Raw genomic sequence first — 21,544 nt, forward strand, 5'->3', positions numbered from 1 at the left:
CACTTAAGTCTTACGTAAACAGGAGAAGTACAATGGAGATTACCACTCTTCAAATTGTGCTGGTATTTATCGTAGCCTGTATCGCAGGTATGGGATCAATCCTCGATGAATTTCAGTTTCACCGTCCGCTAATCGCGTGTACCCTGGTGGGTATCGTTCTTGGGGATATGAAAACCGGTATTATTATCGGTGGTACGCTGGAAATGATCGCGCTGGGCTGGATGAACATCGGTGCTGCAGTTGCGCCTGACGCCGCTCTGGCTTCCATCATTTCTACTATTCTGGTTATCGCAGGTCATCAGAGCATTGGTGCAGGTATCGCACTGGCAATCCCTCTGGCCGCTGCGGGCCAGGTACTGACCATCATCGTTCGTACTATCACCGTTGCTTTCCAGCACGCTGCGGATAAGGCTGCTGATAACGGCAACCTGACAGCGATTTCCTGGATCCACGTTTCTTCTCTGTTCCTGCAAGCAATGCGTGTGGCTATTCCGGCCGTCATCGTTGCGCTGTCTGTTGGTACCAGCGAAGTCCAGAACATGCTGAATGCGATTCCGGAAGTGGTGACCAATGGTCTGAATATCGCAGGTGGCATGATCGTAGTGGTTGGTTATGCGATGGTTATCAACATGATGCGTGCTGGCTACCTGATGCCGTTCTTCTACCTCGGCTTCGTAACCGCAGCATTCACCAACTTTAACCTGGTTGCTCTGGGTGTGATTGGTACTGTTATGGCAGTGCTCTACATCCAACTTAGCCCGAAATACAACCGCGTAGCCGGTGCGCCTGCTCAGGCAGCTGGTAACAACGATCTCGATAACGAACTGGACTAACAGGTGAGCGAAATGGTTGATACAACTCAAACTACCACCGAGAAAAAACTCACTCAAAGTGATATTCGTGGCGTCTTCCTGCGTTCTAACCTCTTCCAGGGTTCATGGAACTTCGAACGTATGCAGGCACTGGGTTTCTGCTTCTCTATGGTACCGGCAATTCGTCGACTCTACCCTGAGAACAACGAAGCTCGTAAACAAGCTATTCGCCGTCACCTGGAGTTCTTCAACACCCAGCCGTTCGTGGCTGCGCCGATTCTCGGCGTAACCCTGGCGCTGGAAGAACAGCGTGCTAATGGCGCAGAGATCGATGACGGTGCTATCAACGGTATCAAAGTCGGTTTGATGGGGCCGCTGGCTGGTGTAGGCGACCCGATCTTCTGGGGAACCGTACGTCCGGTATTTGCAGCGCTGGGTGCCGGTATCGCAATGAGCGGCAGCCTGTTAGGTCCGCTGCTGTTCTTCATCTTGTTTAACCTGGTGCGCCTGGCAACCCGTTACTACGGCGTAGCGTATGGTTACTCCAAAGGTATCGATATCGTTAAAGATATGGGTGGTGGCTTCCTGCAAAAACTGACGGAAGGGGCGTCTATCCTCGGCCTGTTTGTCATGGGGGCATTAGTTAACAAGTGGACGCATGTCAACATCCCGCTGGTTGTCTCTCGCATTACTGACCAGACGGGCAAAGAACACGTTACCACTGTCCAGACTATTCTGGACCAGTTAATGCCAGGCCTGGTACCACTGCTGCTGACCTTTGCTTGTATGTGGCTACTGCGCAAAAAAGTTAACCCGCTGTGGATCATCGTTGGCTTCTTCGTTATCGGTATCGCTGGTTACGCTTGCGGCCTGCTGGGACTGTAAGACTGTTGTACACTACCGGGGCCTTTTGGCCCCGTTTTTTTATCTGGAGGATTAATGACAATCACGGACCTGGTACTGATTCTTTTCATCGCCGCACTCCTGGCCTTCGCGATCTACGATCAGTTCATCATGCCCCGCCGTAACGGCCCCACTCTGCTGGCAATTCCTTTGCTCCGGCGTGGTCGCATCGATAGCGTTATATTCGTCGGATTGATTGTCATTCTTATCTATAACAACGTCACGAATCATGGCGCGCTAATAACAACATGGTTATTAAGTGCACTGGCTCTGATGGGTTTTTATATATTCTGGATCCGCGTTCCGAAGATCATCTTTAAACAAAAAGGTTTTTTCTTCGCCAATGTCTGGATTGAATATAGCCGAATCAAAGCGATGAACTTGTCGGAAGATGGCGTGTTGGTGATGCAATTAGAACAACGTCGGCTGTTAATCCGCGTTCGAAATATCGACGATCTGGAAAAAATTTATAAGCTTCTCGTTTCAACTCAATAGGTTATGAATTTAGCCAAAGCTATGTTTAGTGTATTTTTAATAATCAGACATAGCTTAGGCTATATTACCTCTTCCCTTATTTGTTATTTATTTTAACGTTTCATTGATATATAAATCTAAATGAAAATCGTTATCAATAAAGTGATGAAATAATATATTCCAACAGTTGTTTTATATTCTCAAAATATGTTAAGGTTGCGCCCTCATTTGGGGAGTAGCCGATTTCCAGATTCCGGAAATGTACGTGTCAACATACTCGTTGCAAAACGTGGCACGTACGGACTGAACACTTTCAGTCAGGCGAGACCATATGCACATCAATCGCTATGCCTGCATGAACGCGAAAACCATCGCGGTTTGTTGTTCATGTATGCATGTTTGCTGGGGGCGATGATGTGTTTTATGGATACCCCGGTCAGGACGTTGTCATGAATATCACTGCTACTGTTCTTCTTGCGTTTGGTATGTCGATGGATGCATTTGCTGCATCAATCGGTAAAGGTGCCACCCTCCATAAACCGAAATTTTCTGAAGCGTTGCGAACCGGCCTTATTTTTGGTGCCGTCGAAACCCTGACGCCGCTGATCGGCTGGGGAATGGGCATGTTAGCCAGCCGGTTTGTCCTTGAATGGAACCACTGGATTGCGTTTGTGCTGCTGATATTCCTCGGCGGGCGAATGATTATTGAGGGTTTTCGTGGCGCAGATGATGAAGATGAAGAACCGCGCCGTCGACACGGTTTCTGGCTACTGGTAACCACCGCGATTGCCACCAGCCTGGATGCCATGGCTGTGGGTGTTGGTCTTGCTTTCCTGCAGGTTAACATTATCGCGACCGCATTGGCCATTGGTTGTGCAACCTTGATTATGTCGACATTAGGGATGATGGTTGGTCGCTTTATCGGCTCAATTATTGGGAAAAAAGCGGAAATTCTCGGCGGGCTGGTGCTGATCGGTATTGGCGTCCAGATCCTCTGGACGCACTTCCACGGTTAATAAGAACGCTGCCAGAGGTGAATATTAAAGTCCGTCTGGCAGTCGAACACTTCTTTTGCGGCCAGTGTTTGCCAGACTTCTGACTTCGCACGCCAGGCAAACGGCGTCATCTGCAATAATGCGACGGCTTCGTCACCGCGAAGACGCATCGGATAACACAACTCATCACTCTGCTGTAATGTAAAACCTTCCAGTTGTTCTGCATGTGGTGCATGAAGATGTACTTCATTGTAAATCAGCCCCTTCAGCTCCATCAAATGTCGCGGTCCCGGCGTGGCAGTAATGACCCAACCGCCAGGCTTCACTACTCGCGCTAATTCTTCTGCTTTACACGGCGCGTAAATACGTATTATGGCGTCCATACTGGTATCGGAAAACGGCAAACGGTGGCTGGAAGCAACACAAAAAGTGACCTGCGGATAGCGTTTCGCCGCCGCTTTTATCGCTACCTTCGAGACATCCAGACCAAACGTGGTGATTTCGGGCAGCGCATCGGCAAATGCGTGTGTGTAATACCCTTCACCACAGCCAATATCCAGCACCGCCGTGGCCTTTTCATCAAGCCGTTCCCGCAGTTGGGCGACAATTGCATCACGCAGCGGCTGATAATGTCCGGCATCTAAGAATGCGCGGCGTGCTTGCATCATTTCCGCGCTGTCGCCCGGATCACGAGACCGTTTATGCTGAACGGGCAGCAGATTGACATACCCTTCTTTCGCCATATCAAACTGATGTCGCTGGGGACAGATATAGCTGTTTTTTTCACGCGAAAGAGGCTGATGGCAAAGTGGACAGGAAAACGACATGACAACTCCGGCAGGATACTAAAGGCCGCAAGTGTAACGCGAATCACGCGGCGGGCAAATATCCGAACGCCAGGAGCGAAGATAAAGCAAAGTAAAAAGCCTCGCATTCGGCGAGGCTTTATAGCGAGATTGAAGCGTATTCACACTTCAGATCAGTGGATTCGATCAGATAGCTGTTACGTTAACAGCTGCCGGACCTTTCTGGCCGTCCTGAATTTCGAACTCAACGTTCTGACCTTCAGCCAGAGTTTTGAAGCCATTACCCTGGATAGCGGAGAAGTGTACGAACACGTCTTTGCTGCCATCAGCCGGAGTAATGAAGCCAAAACCTTTAGACTCGTTGAACCACTTAACCTGACCTTTAATCTTTGCCATTTGAAAAATTCCTTAGATTGTTTTCTTCGCCCGCAGGCATAACATAGATAAAACTGACACATTACTGCATGAGGCACCAATATAAGGCTCGGCAGAGAAGCGGTATTCAACGTCAACGTGTTTACTCAGGACTTCTTTACTGAAAATGCCACACATAAACAGAACTGTACCTCGTTTAACCCGAAATCTGTTATCACATACAACGTTAATTATGGCAAGCCATTTTTAAACATGTCTCGATCAGACGCACAAATCTCGATACGTCTTCCACTTTTTTTGCACACTTATGCAACGGAATACGCGCCGATATATCATTGTGCTTAACCTTGCCAGTTCAGGCAGATACTTAAACTGACGTATTTTCTAACATAGTTCAATAAGTTCAGTTGTTCCATGCCAATGGGAGAAGTTATTACATAGTGCGTGCAATATCACATTTTCTGCTATGCAATGAATAAAAAGTTATATCACTTTTTCTCATAAAACAGTCAGTTAACGGCCATCAATCACCCCAAAGAGAAGTCAATCGCCAAAGGTATTGTAAATTTAAAATAAGAAAAATTGATGAATGCGCAAAAAAATCAAGAGAGAAACGTTTCGCTAATAAATAATACCACGCTTAATCACAAATCCGATGTAAACATCCTAATAAATTAATGGGCTAAATATCTTTTTCTGATATCCCGTTACGCAAATAAATAATATGATAATTATTTGAAGTCAGACCAGAGTTTTAATTTGAAGCAGTTGCACCATGACAGTGCGTATAATCAGGATGAATTGAGTAACCCTTCAACGACGGGGTTACTCAAGATTGAGGAAGGATTATCGTTCGGCGACCAGACGAATAATATCTTCGTCTTCAACCGATTTTTGACTCTCAACGGTCTTTTTATCTGCTTTCTCAGGTTCGTTTGCTTCGCACAAACGACGTAACAGAGCATTTTGACGTTTTTGCTGATCCAGCAACGCCTCAAGCAGTTCAATCTGTTCGTTAGTCCGTGAACTGGCACGATTGATAAAAAACCACAAGATAAGCCCGATAAAAAGAACCACCACCGATACAACCAAAGACGCAATGTTCATCACGCCTGAATTTACAACTTCGTTCATTTCACCACCTCTGAGTAGAGGCGCTATTCTACCACTGCTGGAGAGGAAGAAAATCTAGTGCTGAAAAAATGATATCACCACGGGATAAACTGGTTAATGGCACAAATTCCGCTGAAAAATTGTACATCCTGATCGCACATCATGTTGAATACCTGCGCCCAAAGCAGCAAGCAAGCCAACACCACGACAACCAGAACGACCCATCGAAACTTTTTCACTCCAATCTCCGTTTCACCTACCTTATGTCATTAAACTAGCATGCGTTAGTTAAACAGCGCCTAACTATGTCGATATTCGTGCTTTTTCAGAATGAGTCGCTTGCTTCAGCGCATATTGCCGCTACGATTAAGCGAACATAAAAAGAGAAGAGGTTGTAATGCGATTCATCATTCGCACAGTTATGCTGATAGCACTGGTATGGATAGGATTATTACTCAGCGGATATGGCGTTTTGATTGGAAGCAAAGAGAATGCCGCGGGATTAGGTTTGCAATGTACCTATCTGACCGCCAGAGGCACCAGCACGGTACAATACCTGCACACTAAAAGTGGTTTTCTGGGGATAACAGATTGCCCGTTGTTACGTAAAAGCAATATTGTGGTCGATAATGGTTAAGGGTAATAAATAACCAGATTCTCACTCATGAGTAAAATATTCTTATCGCAAGTGCGTTTAATATAACGCCACCTTCAACTTTATTTTTCTCATGCTAAATAAAGAACCTGTCTGTTTGATATTCAGACAGGTTCTTACTCTCATCAGAACGGATAGTCGTGATAACCCATTTGGGCAGAAATTTTGCGCGCCGCGGTATGCAACATTGCGACATATTCCTGTAAACGCTCTTCAGAGAAACGTAACGTCGGGAAGGAGATGCTCAAACCGGCAATGACCACGCCAAAGCGATCAAATACCGGAACCGCAATGCATCGCAGCCCTTCTTCCTGCTCTTCATTATCTTCGCCATACCCCTGCTCGCGCACCTGGTCCAGAACGGGTAATAACGCTTCTGTACTGGTGATGGTCCGCTCGGTACTGCGTTTATACTCCACGCCCTCAAGAATTTGCTTCACTTCATCGCGATCGCGCCATGCCAGCAGTACCTTACCAATCGCGGTGCTGTACAGCGGATTACGACGCCCAATCCGTGAATACATGCGCAAATTGTACATAGAGTCAATTTTGTGGATGTAAACAATACTGTCTTCGTCCAGTGCGCCGAGGTGGATAGTTTCTTTCGTCAGGCGGGAAATCTCACGCATCTGGATATCTGCGCTACGAATTAAATCGACGTTTTGCAACGCGCGAGCGCCCAGTTCAAACAATTTCAGGGTCAGCGAATATTTCTCCGACTCCCCTTCCTGCGCCACATAACCCAGGGTTTTCATGGTCTGTAAAAAGCGATAAACGGTGCTTTTTGACATCATGACGCGCTGCGACAGCTCGGTTATCCCTATTTCGCGCTCTTCACCCAGCGCCTGCAAAATGCCAAAAACTTTCAGCACAGAAGATACAGAATCAGGCTGTTTATCCAGATCTGCGTTAGCCATTTATCACCTCATTGCGAGTGTTTTATAAAAATCAGAACTGTTTTTTATTATAATTTCGCACCTGGGTGGTCGCAATCCATCTTTTGCCGGTTAGTTACAATTCTGCGACATCCACCGTGAATATCAGTGCTAGAATCATACCCCTGTTGATTATTCACCAAAGATATAAAATTCCTATGCCAAAAGTTCAGGCCGACGGCCTGCCATTGCCCCAGCGATACGGTGCGATATTAACCATTGTGATTGGTATTTCGATGGCTGTCCTTGACGGCGCAATCGCCAACGTCGCCCTGCCAACAATCGCCACGGACCTTCATGCCACGCCAGCCAGTTCCATCTGGGTAGTGAACGCCTATCAAATCGCCATTGTCATCTCCCTGCTCTCATTTTCGTTTCTGGGCGATATGTTTGGCTATCGACGTATTTATAAATGCGGTCTGGTCGTTTTTCTGTTGTCTTCACTGTTCTGCGCCCTTTCTGATTCGCTGCAAATGCTCACCCTTGCGCGTGTCATACAAGGTTTCGGCGGTGCAGCGTTGATGAGCGTTAATACCGCACTTATCCGCCTGATCTATCCACAACGTTTTCTGGGTAGAGGGATGGGCATAAACTCGTTTATTGTTGCCGTCTCTTCTGCTGCCGGGCCGACAATTGCTGCAGCAATCCTCTCCATCGCATCCTGGAAATGGTTATTTTTAATCAACGTACCGTTGGGTATTATCGCCCTGCTTCTGGCGATGCGTTTTCTGCCACCCAATGGTTCTCGCGCCAGTAAACCCCGTTTCGACCTGCCCAGCGCCGTGATGAACGCGTTAACCTTCGGCCTGCTTATTACTGCATTGAGTGGTTTCGCTCAGAGGCAATCGCTGACATTGATTGGTGCGGAACTGGTGGTAATGGTTGTCGTTGGTATTTTCTTTATTCGCCGCCAGCTTTCTCTTCCCGTACCGCTGCTACCGGTGGATTTACTGCGTATCCCGCTGTTTTCACTTTCTATTTGCACATCTGTTTGCTCTTTCTGCGCACAAATGCTGGCAATGGTTTCCCTTCCCTTTTACCTGCAAACCGTGCTCGGGCGTAGTGAAGTCGAAACAGGTTTACTTCTGACACCGTGGCCGTTAGCAACAATGGTGATGGCTCCACTGGCAGGCTATTTGATTGAACGCGTACATGCAGGATTGCTGGGTGCTTTAGGGTTATTCATCATGGCTGCGGGGCTTTTTTCCCTGGTTCTGCTGCCAGCGTCACCTGCGGATATCAATATTATCTGGCCGATGATCTTATGTGGTGCTGGATTTGGCTTGTTCCAGTCACCCAATAACCACACCATTATTACCTCCGCTCCTCGCGAACGTAGCGGTGGAGCCAGTGGCATGTTAGGGACGGCTCGTCTTCTGGGTCAGAGTAGCGGCGCGGCTCTGGTAGCGCTGATGCTAAATCAGTTTGGTGATAATGGTACGCACGTCTCGCTGATGGCTGCGGCTATTCTGGCGGTGATTGCAGCCTGTGTCAGTGGTTTACGTATCACTCAGCCACGATCCATGGCATAAAAAAAGCGCGTCGATCAGGACGCGCTTTTTAGTATTTACTTCATATTACTTCAGGTATTCACCCGTACGCAGAGCTTCAATACGTTTATCCAGTGGCGGGTGAGTCATGAACAACTCACTGAGCGATTTCGACTTCCCGTTAATGCAGAAAGCCATCATGCTGGTTGCTTCTTGCGGTTCATAGCTGGTTTTCAGGCGTTGCAATGCAGCAATCATTTTCTCGCGACCAACCAGTTTTGCTGAACCCGCATCGGCGTGGAATTCACGATGACGCGAGAACCACATGGTGATAATGCTCGCCAGAATACCAAACACCAGTTCCAGAACCGTTGCAACCGCAAAGTAGATCAGCGGGTTGCCGTTGCTCTCTTCACCTTCATCACGATTTCCGCCCATAAAACCCGCGGCAAGTTGCGCCAGAATACGGGAAATAAAGATAACGAAGGTGTTCACCACGCCCTGAATCAGCGTCATGGTGACCATATCACCATTGGCGATGTGGCTGATTTCGTGAGCAATTACCGCCTCGGCTTCATCCGGGCTCATGTTCTGCAGCAAACCAGTGCTGACAGCAACCAGAGAAGCATCACGGCGCGCACCGGTTGCAAAAGCATTGATGTCCGGCGCATGGTAGATAGCCACTTGCGGCATAGCGATCCCCGCCTGACGAGCCTGGGTTGCTACAGTATTAACCAGCCAACGTTCCCTTTCGTTACGCGGTTGCTCGATCACTTCCCCGCCAACAGATCGTAATGCCATCCATTTGGACATCAGAAGCGAAACGAAGGAACCACCAAAACCGAACAGCAAGGCCATGATCATCAGCCCCTGAACGCTGCTCGACTGTATCCCTGTCAGGCTCAGTACCAGCCCGAAAACGACCATTACGGCCAGGTTCGTTAGCAGGAAGAGCGCGATTCGCATCATAATTTTCTTTTTACCTCAGTTTAACAAAACGCAATATGCGATACCCACATCGTATGGGTTACGCGACTATTTTCAAGTCTGGATAGTGCGTAAGTCACCAGAAAGACACAACTTTACATTTTGTAGCATCTGATTTACGGCATCTTGCCGCTGTTAAAAAATCAGGCACAATTTCTTGTGCCTGATTGATGTTACTTGACGGGAGCGGGTTGTTCCGCGGGTCTGGCTTTTTCAAGCTTCGCCAGATCGAGTGCGATATTCACCGTCTCATCCAGATAAGGATCTGGCTCCTGGTAATCTTTCGGTAGATCATCCAGTTTCTTCAACTCCGGTTTACCTTCGCGTTTAAAGCGTTCGTTCAAACGCGCCAGACGCGTCGCATCATCTTCATTATTCTCTTTCTCACGCACAGCGTAATTCAGAGAAACGATATTGCGCTTGTCCTTCATAGCGTTGAAGCGTGCGATATCCTTCATGATGTTCTGGAACTCAGGATCTTTCGCGATACGCGCATTATGTTCCTTCAGCAGCTCCGGTTCAAAGGCCGTTAAATCTCCTGATTTCACATAAGTCGCGGCATCAATGCTATCCCACGGCAGCGCGTTATCTTCGAATTTCTCACCCGTTTCCGTTTCTTCATTACCCGTCGGCATGATGATGTCTGGCGTTACGCCTTTACGTTGCGTACTGCCGCCGTTAACGCGATAGAATTTCTGGATCGTGTACTGCACAGATCCCAGCGCTGGCCATTCAGGACGTAACATCTGATCGTAGATACGGTTCAATGAACGGTATTGCTGAACGGTGCCTTTACCAAACGTCGGTTCACCCACAACCAGCGCACGACCGTAATCCTGCATTGCCGCGGCAAAGATTTCTGAAGCCGAAGCACTGAAACGGTCAACCAGTACCACCAGCGGGCCTTTATAGAAGACCTGTCCGTCGGTATCGCTGTCTTCACGAACTTTACCGTTGTTATCACGGACCTGAACAATCGGGCCGGATGGAATAAACAGACCGGAGAGCGATACCGCTTCGGTCAGCGCCCCACCACCATTGCTACGCAGGTCGATGATGACGCTGCTGACATTCTGTTTTTCCAGTTTCTGCAGCTGTACTTTGACATCATCTGTCAAACCCACATAGAAGCCCGGAATATCCAGCACGCCGACTTTCTCTTTACCGACGGTCTTCACCGACATTTTAACCGCGCGGTCTTCGAGACGAATACGTTCACGGGTCAACGTTACAGTACGGGTCTTGGTCCCTTTACCAGCAGGTAAAATTTCCAGACGAACTTTACTGCCCTTCGGCCCTTTAATTAAGGCAACCACATCATCAAGACGCCAACCAATCACGTCAACCATCGGCTTGCCTGTTTGACCAACACCGACAATTTTGTCACCAACGCTGATAGCTTTACTCTTCGCTGCCGGGCCACCTGCCACCATCGAATTGATAACGGTGTAGTCATCATCCATTTGCAGCACTGCGCCAATACCTTCCAGCGACAAACTCATTTCAGTGTTGAACTGTTCGGTATTTCGCGGGGAAAGATAGTTGGTATGCGGGTCGATTTCACGCGCAAACGCCGTCATTGCCAGCGAGAAAACATCTTCGCTGTTGGTTTGCGCCAGACGACGAATGGCAAATTTGTAGCGGCGAGTCAGGGTTTCACGAATTTCTTTATCCGTTTTTCCTGCCAGCTTCAGGCTTAACTCGTCGAATTTGACTTTACTGTCCCACAGCGCGTTCAACTCAGCCTCGTTTTTCGGCCAGGGCGCTTTGCTGCGGTCAAGGTTATAAGTGTCGTTGCCGGTGAAATCCATCGGCTTTTCCAGTACCGACAAAGCGTACTGGTAACGTTCAAAACGACGCTTTTGCGCCAGATTGTAGAGATCGTAGAAAACGTCGAGTTTGCCTGAACGCAGTTCATCGCCTAACTCGGTTTTCTTTTTCGCGAACTGTTCAACATCGCTTGCCAACAGCACGTTGTGGCTGTAATCGAGCAGATTCAGGTAGCGGTCAAAGATTTTGGCCGAAAATGCCTGATCGAGGTCGAACTGGCGATAATGAGAACGGGTGAAGCGCGACGTTACGCGCTCACTTACCGTCGCATGCTGCGTCTCTTCCTTTAATACCGGAATTTGATCAGCACGCGTGATATCTTCTACAGCGAAGGTCTGGCCTGCTATTGCAAGCAGGCCAGCTAACGCGGTAAGCCTAAAAAACATGTTCATGCCTGGCCCGGCCTCCGTTTCAGAACACCAGGTGTTCTGCGCGCACAATCAAAGACATACCCGAATTCAGCTGGACGCGGACGCCGTCTTTGGTGATTTCTAATACGGTGGCATCCATCGCGTTTTGACCCGCTTTCACCTTCAGGGCTTGTCCGACAGTCAGAGCTGAAATGTCAGAAACCGGGGTGTGCTGTTCTTCGCGAGGTGCTTTTACTGTTTTTGGCGCTTTCTCTACCGGCTTTTGCGCACGAGGTTTACGTTCAGCGCCTTCTTTGCGGCGTGGCGTGGTCGGACGTGGCTTGCGTTCGCGGCGCGGTGCGTCTTCTTTCTCACCAGCAGCTGCGGCAGCTTCGCGTTTTTTCGCTTGCTGTTCAGCACGCTGTGCCTGAACACGCGCTTTCGCTTCTTCAAGCTGCTTGCGAGCATGCTCGACATGTTGCTCGTCCAGCTCACCGCATGGGTTGCCGTCAAGATCGACACGCGTTGCGCCGGGTTTAACACCGTAAAGGTAACGCCAGCTCGAAGTGTAGAGACGTAAAGCGGATCGCAATTGCGTTTTGCTCAGGTTCATTTCCCCGGCAACACGATCGACCAAATCCTGAAAAATACCGATTTTCAGCGGACGCGCTTCACCTTCCGCACTGAAACAGTGGGGAAAACGTTCGGCCAGAAACGCGATTACTTCTTTACTGCTATTCAACTTAGGTTGATTTTCCATGAAATTTCCTGATTACAACGGACGTAGCCAACAAGCGCAGGCATGAACAGGCGTCATTATAATGACGCTATCAGTAAATGCTACGTTATCCGTTGATTATCCTGCGACGCTCGCAAAGAATTTTTTGTAATCCGTCGTTGCAAGCACCTTTTCAAGCTGTGCCACAAGCTGACGTAAGCCTTGCTCGTCCTCGTCTGTAAAGCGACCGAAGACGGTACTGTCGATGTCGAGAACACCAATAATCTGATTTTTCACCACCAGTGGCAGAACAATTTCAGAATTACTCGCCGCATCACAGGCAATATGCCCGTCAAACGCGTGAACATCCTCGATACGCTGCACTTGATTGCGGGCAACCGCAGTGCCGCATACGCCGCGCCCAACGGGTATCCGGACACAGGCAATTTTGCCCTGAAATGGTCCGAGCACCAGTGTATCGTCGTCAAGCAAATAAAAACCTGCCCAGTTTACGTCAGTGAGACGCTCATATAACAACGCACTGGTGTTCGCAAGCGTTGCCAGAAAACTGGTTTCTCCCGCCATCAGCGCGTTAAAGTCGCGATTAAAATCCGCGTAAAATTCTGCTTTGTTCATTATATAATCACTTGGTTGTCTTACCTGGAACTGCCAGCCTATTAAAATAAGCATTAAATGCGTTAATGCTCAAGATCATTCCCATCATGGGTTAAGATTAATGTTAATTCTTATTACATTTGGCACGTCATGGCTCTTAACACACCACAAATTACGCCGACAAAGAAGATAACAGTGAGGGCTATCGGCGAGGAACTGCCGCGTGGTGATTACCAACGTTGCCCGCAATGTGACATGCTGTTTAGCCTGCCCGAGATAAATTCTCATCAAAGTGCCTATTGTCCGCGCTGTCAGGCAAAAATTCGTGACGGGCGCGACTGGTCGCTAACGCGCCTGGCGGCAATGGCGTTCGCTATGCTGTTGTTGATGCCGTTTGCCTGGGGCGAACCGCTGTTGCATATCTGGCTGTTAGGCATCCGTATTGACGCCAACGTTATGCAAGGCATCTGGCAAATGACCAAACAGGGCGATGCGATAACGGGGTCGATGGTCTTTTTTTGCGTTATTGGTGCCCCCCTTATTCTGGTGACCTCCATAGCTTATTTATGGTTTGGTAACCGACTGGGAATGAATTTACGTCCGGTACTGCTGATGCTTGAGCGACTGAAAGAGTGGGTAATGCTCGATATCTACCTGGTCGGCATTGGCGTTGCTTCTATAAAGGTACAGGATTATGCCCATATCCAGGCGGGTGTCGGCTTGTTCTCTTTTGTGGCGTTGGTGATTTTAACGACGGTGACGTTGTCACATCTTAATGTCGAAGAACTGTGGGAGCGATTTTATCCGCAGTGCCCCGCTACGCGAAGGGACGAGAAACTCCGTGTCTGTCTTGGGTGTCATTTTACCGGCTATCCTGATCAGCGTGGTCGCTGCCCGCGTTGCCATATCCCGCTACGCCTGCGTCGCCGTCATAGTCTGCAAAAATGCTGGGCGGCGCTGTTAGCGTCAATCGTTTTGTTGTTACCTGCCAACCTGTTGCCTATCTCTATCATTTATCTGAATGGTGGTCGGCAGGAAGATACGATTCTTTCCGGAATTATGTCGCTGGCAAGTAGCAACATTGCGGTTGCGGGAATCGTGTTTATCGCCAGTATTCTGGTACCGTTTACTAAAGTGATCGTCATGTTCACTTTACTGTTGAGTATTCATTTTAAATGCCAGCAAGGTTTACGCACACGCATTCTGTTACTGCGGATGGTGACCTGGATTGGTCGCTGGTCGATGCTCGACCTGTTTGTCATATCTTTAACCATGTCGCTGATTAATCGCGATCAGATCCTCGCTTTTACTATGGGACCGGCTGCGTTTTATTTCGGCGCAGCGGTAATTTTGACTATTCTTGCTGTGGAATGGCTGGACAGCCGCTTACTTTGGGATGCACATGAGTCAGGAAACGCCCGCTTCGACGACTGAAGCGCAGATTAAAAATAAACGCCGTATCTCACCTTTCTGGCTGCTGCCGTTCATCGCGCTAATGATTGCTGGTTGGCTGATTTGGGACAGTTATCAGGACCGGGGTAATACTGTCACCATCGACTTTATGTCGGCGGATGGTATTGTTCCAGGCCGTACGCCTGTTCGTTATCAGGGCGTTGAAGTCGGAACTGTGCAGGATATCAGCCTCAGCGACGATCTTCGTAAGATTGAAGTCAAGGTCAGCATCAAGTCCGATATGAAAGATGCGCTGCGCGAAGAGACACAGTTCTGGTTGGTGACGCCAAAGGCCTCGTTGGCAGGTGTCTCCGGGCTGGACGCCCTCGTCGGTGGTAATTATATCGGCATGATGCCGGGCAAAGGTAAAGAGCAGGATCACTTTGTCGCACTCGACACCCAACCGAAATATCGGCTGGACAATGGCGATCTGATGATCCACCTGCAAGCCCCCGATCTCGGTTCACTGAGCAGTGGTTCATTGGTCTATTTCCGCAAGATCCCGGTGGGTAAAGTCTACGACTATGCCATCAATCCCAATAAGCAAGGCGTGGTGATTGATGTCCTGATCGAGCGGCGTTTTACCGATCTGGTGAAAAAAGGTAGCCGTTTCTGGAACGTTTCCGGCGTTGATGCCAACGTCAGTATCAGTGGCGCGAAGGTGAAACTGGAAAGTCTGGCGGCACTGGTTAACGGTGCGATTGCCTTCGATTCACCTGAAGAGTCGAAACCTGCCGAGGCGGAAGATACCTTTGGTCTGTATGAAGATCTCGCCCACAGCCAGCGTGGCGTAATAATAAAACTGGAACTGCCGAGTGGGGCCGGATTAACCGCCGACTCGACGCCGTTAATGTATCAGGGGCTGGAAGTCGGACAGCTGACTAAACTGGATTTAAATCCTGGTGGTAAAGTCACTGGGGAAATGACCGTTGATCCCAGCGTCGTCACCCTGCTTCGTGAAAATACCCGCATCGAATTACGCAACCCGAAATTATCCCTTAGCGATGCCAATCTCAGCGCCCTGCTGACCGGAAAAACCTTTGAGTTGGTGCCCGGCGATGGCGAGCCACGCAAAGAGTTCGTTGTTGTGCCAGGCGAAAAAGCACTGCTGCATGAACCTGATGTTCTGACACTGACCCTGACAGCACCGGAAAGTTACGGTATTGATGCTGGTCAGCCGCTCATTCTTCACGGCGTGCAGGTAGGCCAGGTTATTGATCGTAAACTCACCAGCAAAGGCGTCACCTTTACCGTCGCCATCGAGCCTCAGCATCGAGAACTGGTAAAAGGCGATAGCAAATTTGTCGTCAACAGCCGTGTCGACGTGAAGGTGGGGCTGGATGGCGTTGAGTTTCTCGGAGCCAGCGCCTCAGAATGGATTAACGGCGGGATACGTATTCTGCCGGGCGATAAAGGCGAGATGAAAGCCAGCTATCCACTGTATGCCAATCTGGAAAAAGCGCTGGAGAACAGCCTTAGCGATTTACCCACCACAACCCTAAGTTTGAGTGCAGAGACGCTGCCGGATGTGCAGGCAGGATCGGTAGTGCTGTACCGTAAATTTGAAGTTGGTGAAGTTATTACCGTGCGTCCGCGAGCTAACGCGTTTGATATCGATCTGCATATTAAGCCGGAGTATCGCAACCTTCTGACCAGCAATAGCGTGTTCTGGGCAGAAGGCGGGGCGAAAGTTCAGCTGAATGGTAGTGGCCTGACCGTACAGGCATCCCCGCTCTCCAGAGCATTAAAGGGAGCCATTAGCTTCGATAACCTCAGCGGTGCCAGCGCCAGTCAGCGTAAAGGCGACAAACGTATTCTGTATGCTTCCGAAACAGCGGCCCGTGCGGTTGGCGGGCAGATTACGCTTCACGCTTTCGATGCCGGAAAACTGGCGGTCGGGATGCCAATTCGCTATCTCGGTATTGATATCGGGCAAATCCAGACGCTGTATCTGATTACCGCGCGCAATGAAGTGCAGGCAAAAGCGGTGCTCTATCCGGAGTATGTCCAGACCTTCGCCCGCGGCGGTACGCGCTTCTCGGTGGTCACACCGCAAATTTCAGCCGCGGGCGTTGAGCATCTTGATACCATCCTCCAGCCGTATATCAACGTCGAACCAGGTCGGGGTAATCCTCGCCGCGACTTTGAGTTGCAAGAAGCCACCATTACTGATTCGCGTTACCTGGATGGCTTAAGCATTATTGTTGAAGCGCCGGAAGCCGGTTCGTTAGGTATTGGTACGCCTGTGCTGTTCCGTGGTCTGGAAGTCGGTACGGTTACCGGAATGACGCTGGGGACATTGTCTGATCGCGTGATGATTGCGATGCGCATCAGTAAACGCTATCAACACCTGGTGCGCAACAATTCCGTCTTCTGGTTGGCATCAGGTTACAGTCTGGACTTTGGTCTGACGGGCGGAGTAGTGAAAACCGGCACCTTTAACCAATTTATCCGTGGCGGCATCGCCTTCGCCACGCCTCCGGGTACGCCACTGGCACCGAAAGCCCAGGAAGGCAAGCACTTCCTGTTGCAGGAAAGTGAACCGAAAGAGTGGCGTGAATGGGGAACTGCGCTTCCCAAATAATGCCCACTGCTCCGGCGTGTCTGCGCCGGAGCGTTTATGCTAAACTGCGCGCCTGTTTTTTTGCCAGTGGTATATGCTCGTGGCCCAACACACCGTTTATTTCCCGGACGCCTTTCTGACACAAATGCGCGAAGCTATGCCTTCGACGCTCTCTTTTGATGATTTTCTTGCCGCCTGTCAGCGCCCGTTGCGCCGCAGCATTCGCGTTAATACGCTGAAAATCTCCGTTGCTGATTTCCTGCAATTAACCGCTCCTTATGGCTGGACGCTTACGCCAATTCCGTGGTGTGAAGAAGGTTTCTGGATTGAACGCGACGATGAAGATGCATTGCCATTGGGTAGTACCGCCGAGCATTTAAGCGGCCTGTTTTATATTCAGGAAGCCAGTTCAATGTTGCCCGTTGCCGCCTTGTTTGCTGACGGTAATGCACCACAGCGGGTGATGGATGTCGCTGCCGCGCCCGGCTCCAAAACGACGCAAATTGCCGCGCGGATGAATAACGAAGGGGCGATCCTTGCCAATGAGTTTTCCGCCAGTCGGGTAAAAGTGTTACATGCCAATATCAGCCGCTGTGGCATCAGTAATGTTGCGCTCACACATTTTGATGGCCGCGTGTTTGGTGCGGCAGTGCCAGAAATGTTCGATGCCATTTTGCTGGACGCTCCCTGCTCCGGCGAAGGCGTGGTGCGTAAAGATCCCGATGCGCTAAAAAACTGGTCACCAGAAAGCAATCAGGAAATCGCAGCGACCCAACGGGAACTGATCGACAGCGCCTTTCATGCATTACGCCCTGGCGGTACGCTGGTTTACTCGACCTGTACCTTAAACAGGGAAGAAAACGAAGCCGTTTGCCTGTGGCTGAAAGAGACTTACCCCGACGCAGTAGAGTTTTTACCGCTTGGCGATCTCTTCCCTGGTGCAAATAAGGCGCTGACCGAAGAAGGCTTTTTGCATGTTTTCCCACAAATTTACGACTGCGAAGGCTTCTTCGTTGCTCGTCTGCGTAAAACTCAGGCGATCCCCGTCTTACCCGCCCCAAAATACAAAGTGGGCAATTTCCCGTTTAGCCCGGTGAAAGATCGCGAAGCCGGTCAAATTCGTCAGGCGGCTGCAGGTGTTGGCTTAAACTGGGATGGAAACCTGCGACTCTGGCAACGCGACAAAGAACTGTGGTTGTTCCCGGTAGGCATTGAAGCCCTGATCGGTAAAGTCCGATTTTCTCGGTTGGGGATTAAACTTGCCGAAACGCATAACAAAGGTTATCGCTGGCAGCATGAAGCGGTTATTGCCCTTGCCTCCCCCGACAATGTGAACGCTTTTGAACTGACACCGCAGGAAGCGGAAGAGTGGTATCGCGGGCGCGATGTTTACCCGCAAGCCGCGCCAGTAGCGGATGATGTATTGGTTACTTTCCAGCATCAGCCGATTGGTTTAGCCAAACGAATTGGTTCGCGACTGAAAAACAGCTACCCGCGTGAACTGGTGCGAGACGGGAAACTTTTTACCGGTAACGCCTGACAGCGCACAAAAAAAGCGCACTTTTTGACTGGCACATTCGGCTGCCTCAACTAGGCTGAAAAATGGTGCGATCGGACTGGTCGTACCACAATCGGCAGCTAAATGGAGAGCACGAAGATGAAAACCAGTGTGCGCATAGGCGCTTTTGAAATCGACGACGGCGAATTACACGGCCAATCGCCGGGTGATCGAACGTTAACCATTCCTTGTAAATCAGACCCCGATTTATGTATGCAACTGGATGCCTGGGATGCTGAAACCAGTATCCCTGCCCTGCTAAATGGCGAACACTCTGTCCTTTACCGTACCCGTTACGATCAACAATCTGATGCCTGGATTATGCGTCTTGCCTGATCCAAAAAGAACCCGTCGGCATGGCGGGTTATTTGTCCTGGTTATTCCCCCGTTGTAAAATCTCACCTAAACTTAACGGTACGGCACCACACTTCGGGGATGAAATGTTCGCGCTGGTACTTTTTGTTTGCTACCTGGATGGCGGTTGTGAAGATATTGTTGTGGATGTCTACAACACGGAACAGCAGTGTCTTTATTCTATGAGCGATCAACGGATCCGCCATGGCGGTTGTTTTCCGATTGAGGATTTTATAGATGGTTTCTGGCGACCTGCACAGGAATACGGTGATTTTTAATTATTGCAATTGCACAAGAGTCAGTTCGCCCCCAAAGACAGCACCTGTATCAATATAATGCAGGTTGCCAATATCCACGCGATGGCGCAACGGTGTATGACCAAACCAGAAATGATCAGCACCTGTAATTCCCTGCCCTTTTTGGCGTTCACCTAACCGCGAGCGGCTCCACAAGACCTGATGCAAATCGACGTCCTTTTGCCATTCATAAACATCATCCGGATAATCGGCATGGGCAATAACATGTTTGCCGGTGCGACTGTGTACTTCAAGAATAAAGGGCAAATACTGACATTTTTCCAGCGCCGTTTTCGCTTGTTTCTGTTGATAATCTGCCAGCGCAATAAACCAGTTGCCGCCATTCATCAACCACAAAGACATCTGCTGGGATGCCAGCGCATCCATCGCCATCTGTTCATGATTGCCTCTTACCGCACGAACCCAATGTTGTTCCAGTAACTGCAGACAACGTAAACTTTGCTGCCCACGATCGATAACGTCTCCCACTGAGATAAGTAAATCTCGCCACGGATCAAAACGACAATGCCATAATTTGCGGCGCAACTGCTCAAGACAACCGTGTATATCGCCTGAAAGCCAGATATGTCGCCATTGATGACCCGCAATTCTCTGATAAACGGGCGCAGGCTGTTTCATCAATATTTTCCTCCCGCGCTAAAGATCACATAATCTTAACAAGAATGTTAAAAAACGCTGGACTCAGACAGTAGAGTGTGTGTTATGGTTGACTATAAAGTCAGCGAAGGGAATGCTTCTGGCTTTTAACAGATAAAAAGAGACCGAACACGATTCCTGTATTCGGTCCAGGGAAATGGCTCTTGGGAGAGAGCCGTGCGCTAAAAGTTGGCATTAATGCAGGCTTAGTTGCCTTGCTCTTTAAGAATAGATGACGACGCCAGATTTTCCAGTTTGCGTGCAAAATGGTCAATAAAAAGCGCGGTGGTCATCAGCTTAAATGTTAAAAACCGCCCGTTCTGGTGAAAGAACTGAGGCGGTTTTTTTATTGGAAATCAAAAGGCTATTTTAGGTAATTAACAGAGTTTTTCAGCTCGTTCTATAAACGGTGCCAGACTCATTTTTTCGCCGGGATTGTTAGGATCATTAATCTGAATCACCGAAATGGGTTGGGCTTTAGTCTTCCCACTGGCAACTTCCTTTTGTGCGATATCGTTTAAAGGATACTGCACGAGGGTACTTGGGTTGATGACATACAAAGCATTACCCGGTCGGCAAGTCAGCATCACCTCTTCGCGATTAAACGCCCATTTGTCTTTACCCACTTCAAAACGGCTGACGGTAATCACCTGCGGTGCAGCCAGCGCCGCTGCAGAACTGGTGAGTAACAGAAACGCCAGAATACTTTTTTTCATCATTTTCGTAATCCATCAAAAAGGTTCGAGAGTCGCAAGCAGGCTGATGATCACCAGCACTACCGCACCTATCGCCCATTCGAGTTTAGTCATCCACACAAACCAGGGTGCCGCACGATCTTCATCCTGCCTCATGCGCGGTACAAGAACATAACGATTAGCCAGCGCAATGACCACCATAATCATCACCAGGATGGCTTTGAGCAATAAGAGTTGGCCCCAGTAAGTCGTAAGCGTGGGGGGAAATCCGGTAATCAACAATGCATTAAGCACGCCGCTTGCCAGTACGCCGATCACCGCAAAATGCCCGCACCAGGAAAAACGCATCAGCGCCTGAATAGCCTGGTGTCGCCAACGGCCTTTGATGAGTTGCATACACCAGAGCACCGGCAGTAATCCCCCAAACCACGCCGCCGCACAAATCAGGTGAATCGCGTGATTAGTCTGATGGATTTTCGCCGTTACCCCTTCATTCAGCGTCGCATGCCCGACTCCCGCCAGCAGAAAAAATTGCGCGGTAGTGAGCATAAACAGCAAACGTGGCATATTCCGCGGTTGCATAAGGGCGACGATCAACGTTACGAGGGCGAGAACAATTTGCCATAACCAGACGCCACCAAACTGCGCTTGCAAAACAGCCTGCCAAATGTTTGGCGAAAATACATCTGACCATCCCGTTCCCATCAACCCGCCCTGAACGGCGAGCATTGCAGTGGCACTGATCAAACTCCAGACGGCAGCGTGCTGTTGTAAACGCAGAAAACGCTTCGTCAGCAAGCGACGAATCGTTAAGGGGGCCAGCCAGGCACCGTACATTGCGAAGCCAAAAACCAACATCAGCGAGGTGAAATGGATAAATCGCAGCGCGATCCAGGTAAACGCCAGCATGA

At 49.4% G+C, this 21,544-nt stretch carries 24 protein-coding genes; 11 read left to right on the top strand and 13 right to left on the bottom strand.

All coding sequences use genetic code 11. From position 1 onward, the window contains the following. The first annotated feature begins 32 nt into the window (after positions 1-32). From manY to mntP, 4 genes are all read left to right on the top strand, one after another. Positions 33-833 (top strand): PTS mannose transporter subunit IIC, encoded by an 801-nt coding sequence (gene manY / locus ACJHWR_RS01490; RefSeq protein ID WP_000406926.1) that lies wholly within the window; start codon positions 33-35, stop codon positions 831-833. A 12-nt stretch (positions 834-845) separates the two neighbouring features. Beyond that, on the top strand, positions 846-1,697 hold the full coding sequence (manZ, locus tag ACJHWR_RS01495) for a PTS mannose transporter subunit IID (protein ID WP_000228655.1): 852 nt from the start codon (positions 846-848) through the stop codon (positions 1,695-1,697). A gap of 54 nt (positions 1,698-1,751) precedes the next feature. After that, positions 1,752-2,210, top strand: a complete 459-nt coding sequence (locus ACJHWR_RS01500; RefSeq protein ID WP_000156255.1) for a DUF986 family protein — start codon at positions 1,752-1,754, stop codon at positions 2,208-2,210. Positions 2,211-2,638: 428 nt separating this feature from the next. Continuing rightward, positions 2,639-3,205: a manganese efflux pump MntP gene (gene mntP, locus ACJHWR_RS01505; protein WP_001296134.1), complete on the top strand. Its 567-nt coding sequence runs from the start codon at positions 2,639-2,641 to the stop codon at positions 3,203-3,205. Here the strand turns inward: mntP and rlmA are convergent. From rlmA to mgrB, 5 genes are all read right to left on the bottom strand, one after another. Then, on the bottom strand, positions 3,202-4,011 hold the full coding sequence (rlmA, locus tag ACJHWR_RS01510; RefSeq protein ID WP_000010123.1) for a 23S rRNA (guanine(745)-N(1))-methyltransferase: 810 nt from the start codon (positions 4,009-4,011) through the stop codon (positions 3,202-3,204). The genes mntP and rlmA overlap by 4 nt on opposite strands. A gap of 165 nt (positions 4,012-4,176) precedes the next feature. After that, on the bottom strand, positions 4,177-4,386 hold the full coding sequence (cspE, locus tag ACJHWR_RS01515; RefSeq protein WP_001062678.1) for a transcription antiterminator/RNA stability regulator CspE: 210 nt from the start codon (positions 4,384-4,386) through the stop codon (positions 4,177-4,179). 12 nt (positions 4,387-4,398) lie between these two features. Further along, on the bottom strand, positions 4,399-4,542 hold the full coding sequence (locus ACJHWR_RS01520) for a DUF2627 domain-containing protein (RefSeq protein WP_001295496.1): 144 nt from the start codon (positions 4,540-4,542) through the stop codon (positions 4,399-4,401). Positions 4,543-5,211: 669 nt separating this feature from the next. Then, entirely contained in the window at positions 5,212-5,499 is a 288-nt protein-coding gene (locus ACJHWR_RS01525; protein ID WP_001006855.1) for a YebO family protein, read from the bottom strand. A 74-nt stretch (positions 5,500-5,573) separates the two neighbouring features. Beyond that, complete coding sequence (gene mgrB / locus ACJHWR_RS01530; RefSeq protein WP_000714550.1) at positions 5,574-5,717, bottom strand: PhoP/PhoQ regulator MgrB; 144 nt, start codon at positions 5,715-5,717, stop codon at positions 5,574-5,576. A 158-nt stretch (positions 5,718-5,875) separates the two neighbouring features. Here mgrB and ACJHWR_RS01535 point away from each other — a divergent pair, with 158 nt between their 5' ends. Beyond that, entirely contained in the window at positions 5,876-6,115 is a 240-nt protein-coding gene (locus ACJHWR_RS01535; RefSeq protein WP_001211011.1) for a YobH family protein, read from the top strand. Between the two features lie 143 nt (positions 6,116-6,258). Here ACJHWR_RS01535 and kdgR read toward each other — a convergent pair whose 3' ends face one another. Beyond that, entirely contained in the window at positions 6,259-7,050 is a 792-nt protein-coding gene (gene kdgR / locus ACJHWR_RS01540) for a DNA-binding transcriptional regulator KdgR (protein WP_001262182.1), read from the bottom strand. Between the two features lie 176 nt (positions 7,051-7,226). On the opposite strand from kdgR, the gene ACJHWR_RS01545 reads away from it, so the two are divergent. Next, on the top strand, positions 7,227-8,600 hold the full coding sequence (locus ACJHWR_RS01545; protein ID WP_012311681.1) for an MFS transporter: 1,374 nt from the start codon (positions 7,227-7,229) through the stop codon (positions 8,598-8,600). Between the two features lie 45 nt (positions 8,601-8,645). Here ACJHWR_RS01545 and htpX read toward each other — a convergent pair whose 3' ends face one another. From htpX to msrC, 4 genes are all read right to left on the bottom strand, one after another. Continuing rightward, entirely contained in the window at positions 8,646-9,527 is an 882-nt protein-coding gene (gene htpX / locus ACJHWR_RS01550; RefSeq protein ID WP_000984517.1) for a protease HtpX, read from the bottom strand. 191 nt (positions 9,528-9,718) lie between these two features. Continuing rightward, positions 9,719-11,767: a carboxy terminal-processing peptidase gene (gene prc, locus ACJHWR_RS01555; protein WP_001055782.1), complete on the bottom strand. Its 2,049-nt coding sequence runs from the start codon at positions 11,765-11,767 to the stop codon at positions 9,719-9,721. Positions 11,768-11,786: 19 nt separating this feature from the next. Beyond that, positions 11,787-12,485 carry an RNA chaperone ProQ gene (proQ, locus tag ACJHWR_RS01560; protein WP_000431370.1) on the bottom strand — a complete coding sequence of 233 codons (699 nt, stop codon included), beginning with the start codon at positions 12,483-12,485 and terminating at the stop codon, positions 11,787-11,789. Between the two features lie 96 nt (positions 12,486-12,581). Further along, positions 12,582-13,079: an L-methionine (R)-S-oxide reductase gene (gene msrC / locus ACJHWR_RS01565; RefSeq protein WP_001029105.1), complete on the bottom strand. Its 498-nt coding sequence runs from the start codon at positions 13,077-13,079 to the stop codon at positions 12,582-12,584. A gap of 129 nt (positions 13,080-13,208) precedes the next feature. On the opposite strand from msrC, the gene yebS reads away from it, so the two are divergent. From yebS to ACJHWR_RS01590, 5 genes are all read left to right on the top strand, one after another. Further along, a complete protein-coding gene (yebS, locus tag ACJHWR_RS01570; RefSeq protein WP_023142115.1) occupies positions 13,209-14,492 on the top strand; it encodes a membrane integrity lipid transport subunit YebS in 1,284 nt (427 codons plus the stop codon). Next, positions 14,461-17,094, top strand: coding sequence for a lipid-binding membrane homeostasis protein YebT (gene yebT / locus ACJHWR_RS01575; RefSeq protein WP_023142114.1), 2,634 nt, complete (start codon positions 14,461-14,463; stop codon positions 17,092-17,094). The genes yebS and yebT overlap by 32 nt, the downstream gene beginning before the upstream one ends. A 79-nt stretch (positions 17,095-17,173) precedes the next feature. Next, complete coding sequence (rsmF, locus tag ACJHWR_RS01580; protein ID WP_024175799.1) at positions 17,174-18,613, top strand: 16S rRNA (cytosine(1407)-C(5))-methyltransferase RsmF; 1,440 nt, start codon at positions 17,174-17,176, stop codon at positions 18,611-18,613. A gap of 117 nt (positions 18,614-18,730) precedes the next feature. Further along, a complete protein-coding gene (locus ACJHWR_RS01585) occupies positions 18,731-18,967 on the top strand; it encodes a YebV family protein (protein ID WP_280069530.1) in 237 nt (78 codons plus the stop codon). A gap of 104 nt (positions 18,968-19,071) precedes the next feature. Beyond that, the gene (locus ACJHWR_RS01590; protein ID WP_001296140.1) at positions 19,072-19,263 is read left to right on the top strand and encodes a YebW family protein; all 192 of its coding nucleotides are present in this window, start codon (positions 19,072-19,074) and stop codon (positions 19,261-19,263) included. On the opposite strand, the gene pphA is transcribed toward ACJHWR_RS01590, so the two are convergent. The 3 genes from pphA to copD all read right to left on the bottom strand — a co-directional run bounded on the left by pphA (position 19,264) and on the right by copD (position 21,542). Further along, a complete protein-coding gene (gene pphA / locus ACJHWR_RS01595) occupies positions 19,264-19,920 on the bottom strand; it encodes a protein-serine/threonine phosphatase (RefSeq protein WP_000812749.1) in 657 nt (218 codons plus the stop codon). It lies immediately after the preceding gene. Between the two features lie 395 nt (positions 19,921-20,315). Next, positions 20,316-20,657 carry a YebY family protein gene (locus ACJHWR_RS01600; RefSeq protein WP_000976474.1) on the bottom strand — a complete coding sequence of 114 codons (342 nt, stop codon included), beginning with the start codon at positions 20,655-20,657 and terminating at the stop codon, positions 20,316-20,318. Between the two features lie 12 nt (positions 20,658-20,669). After that, positions 20,670-21,542: a copper homeostasis membrane protein CopD gene (gene copD, locus ACJHWR_RS01605; RefSeq protein WP_000879322.1), complete on the bottom strand. Its 873-nt coding sequence runs from the start codon at positions 21,540-21,542 to the stop codon at positions 20,670-20,672. Positions 21,543-21,544: the final 2 nt, after the last annotated feature.

It is taken from the genome of Escherichia sp. WS568, from assembly GCF_046486085.1.
In the GTDB taxonomy this organism is placed as follows: Bacteria; Pseudomonadota; Gammaproteobacteria; order Enterobacterales; family Enterobacteriaceae; genus Escherichia; species Escherichia coli.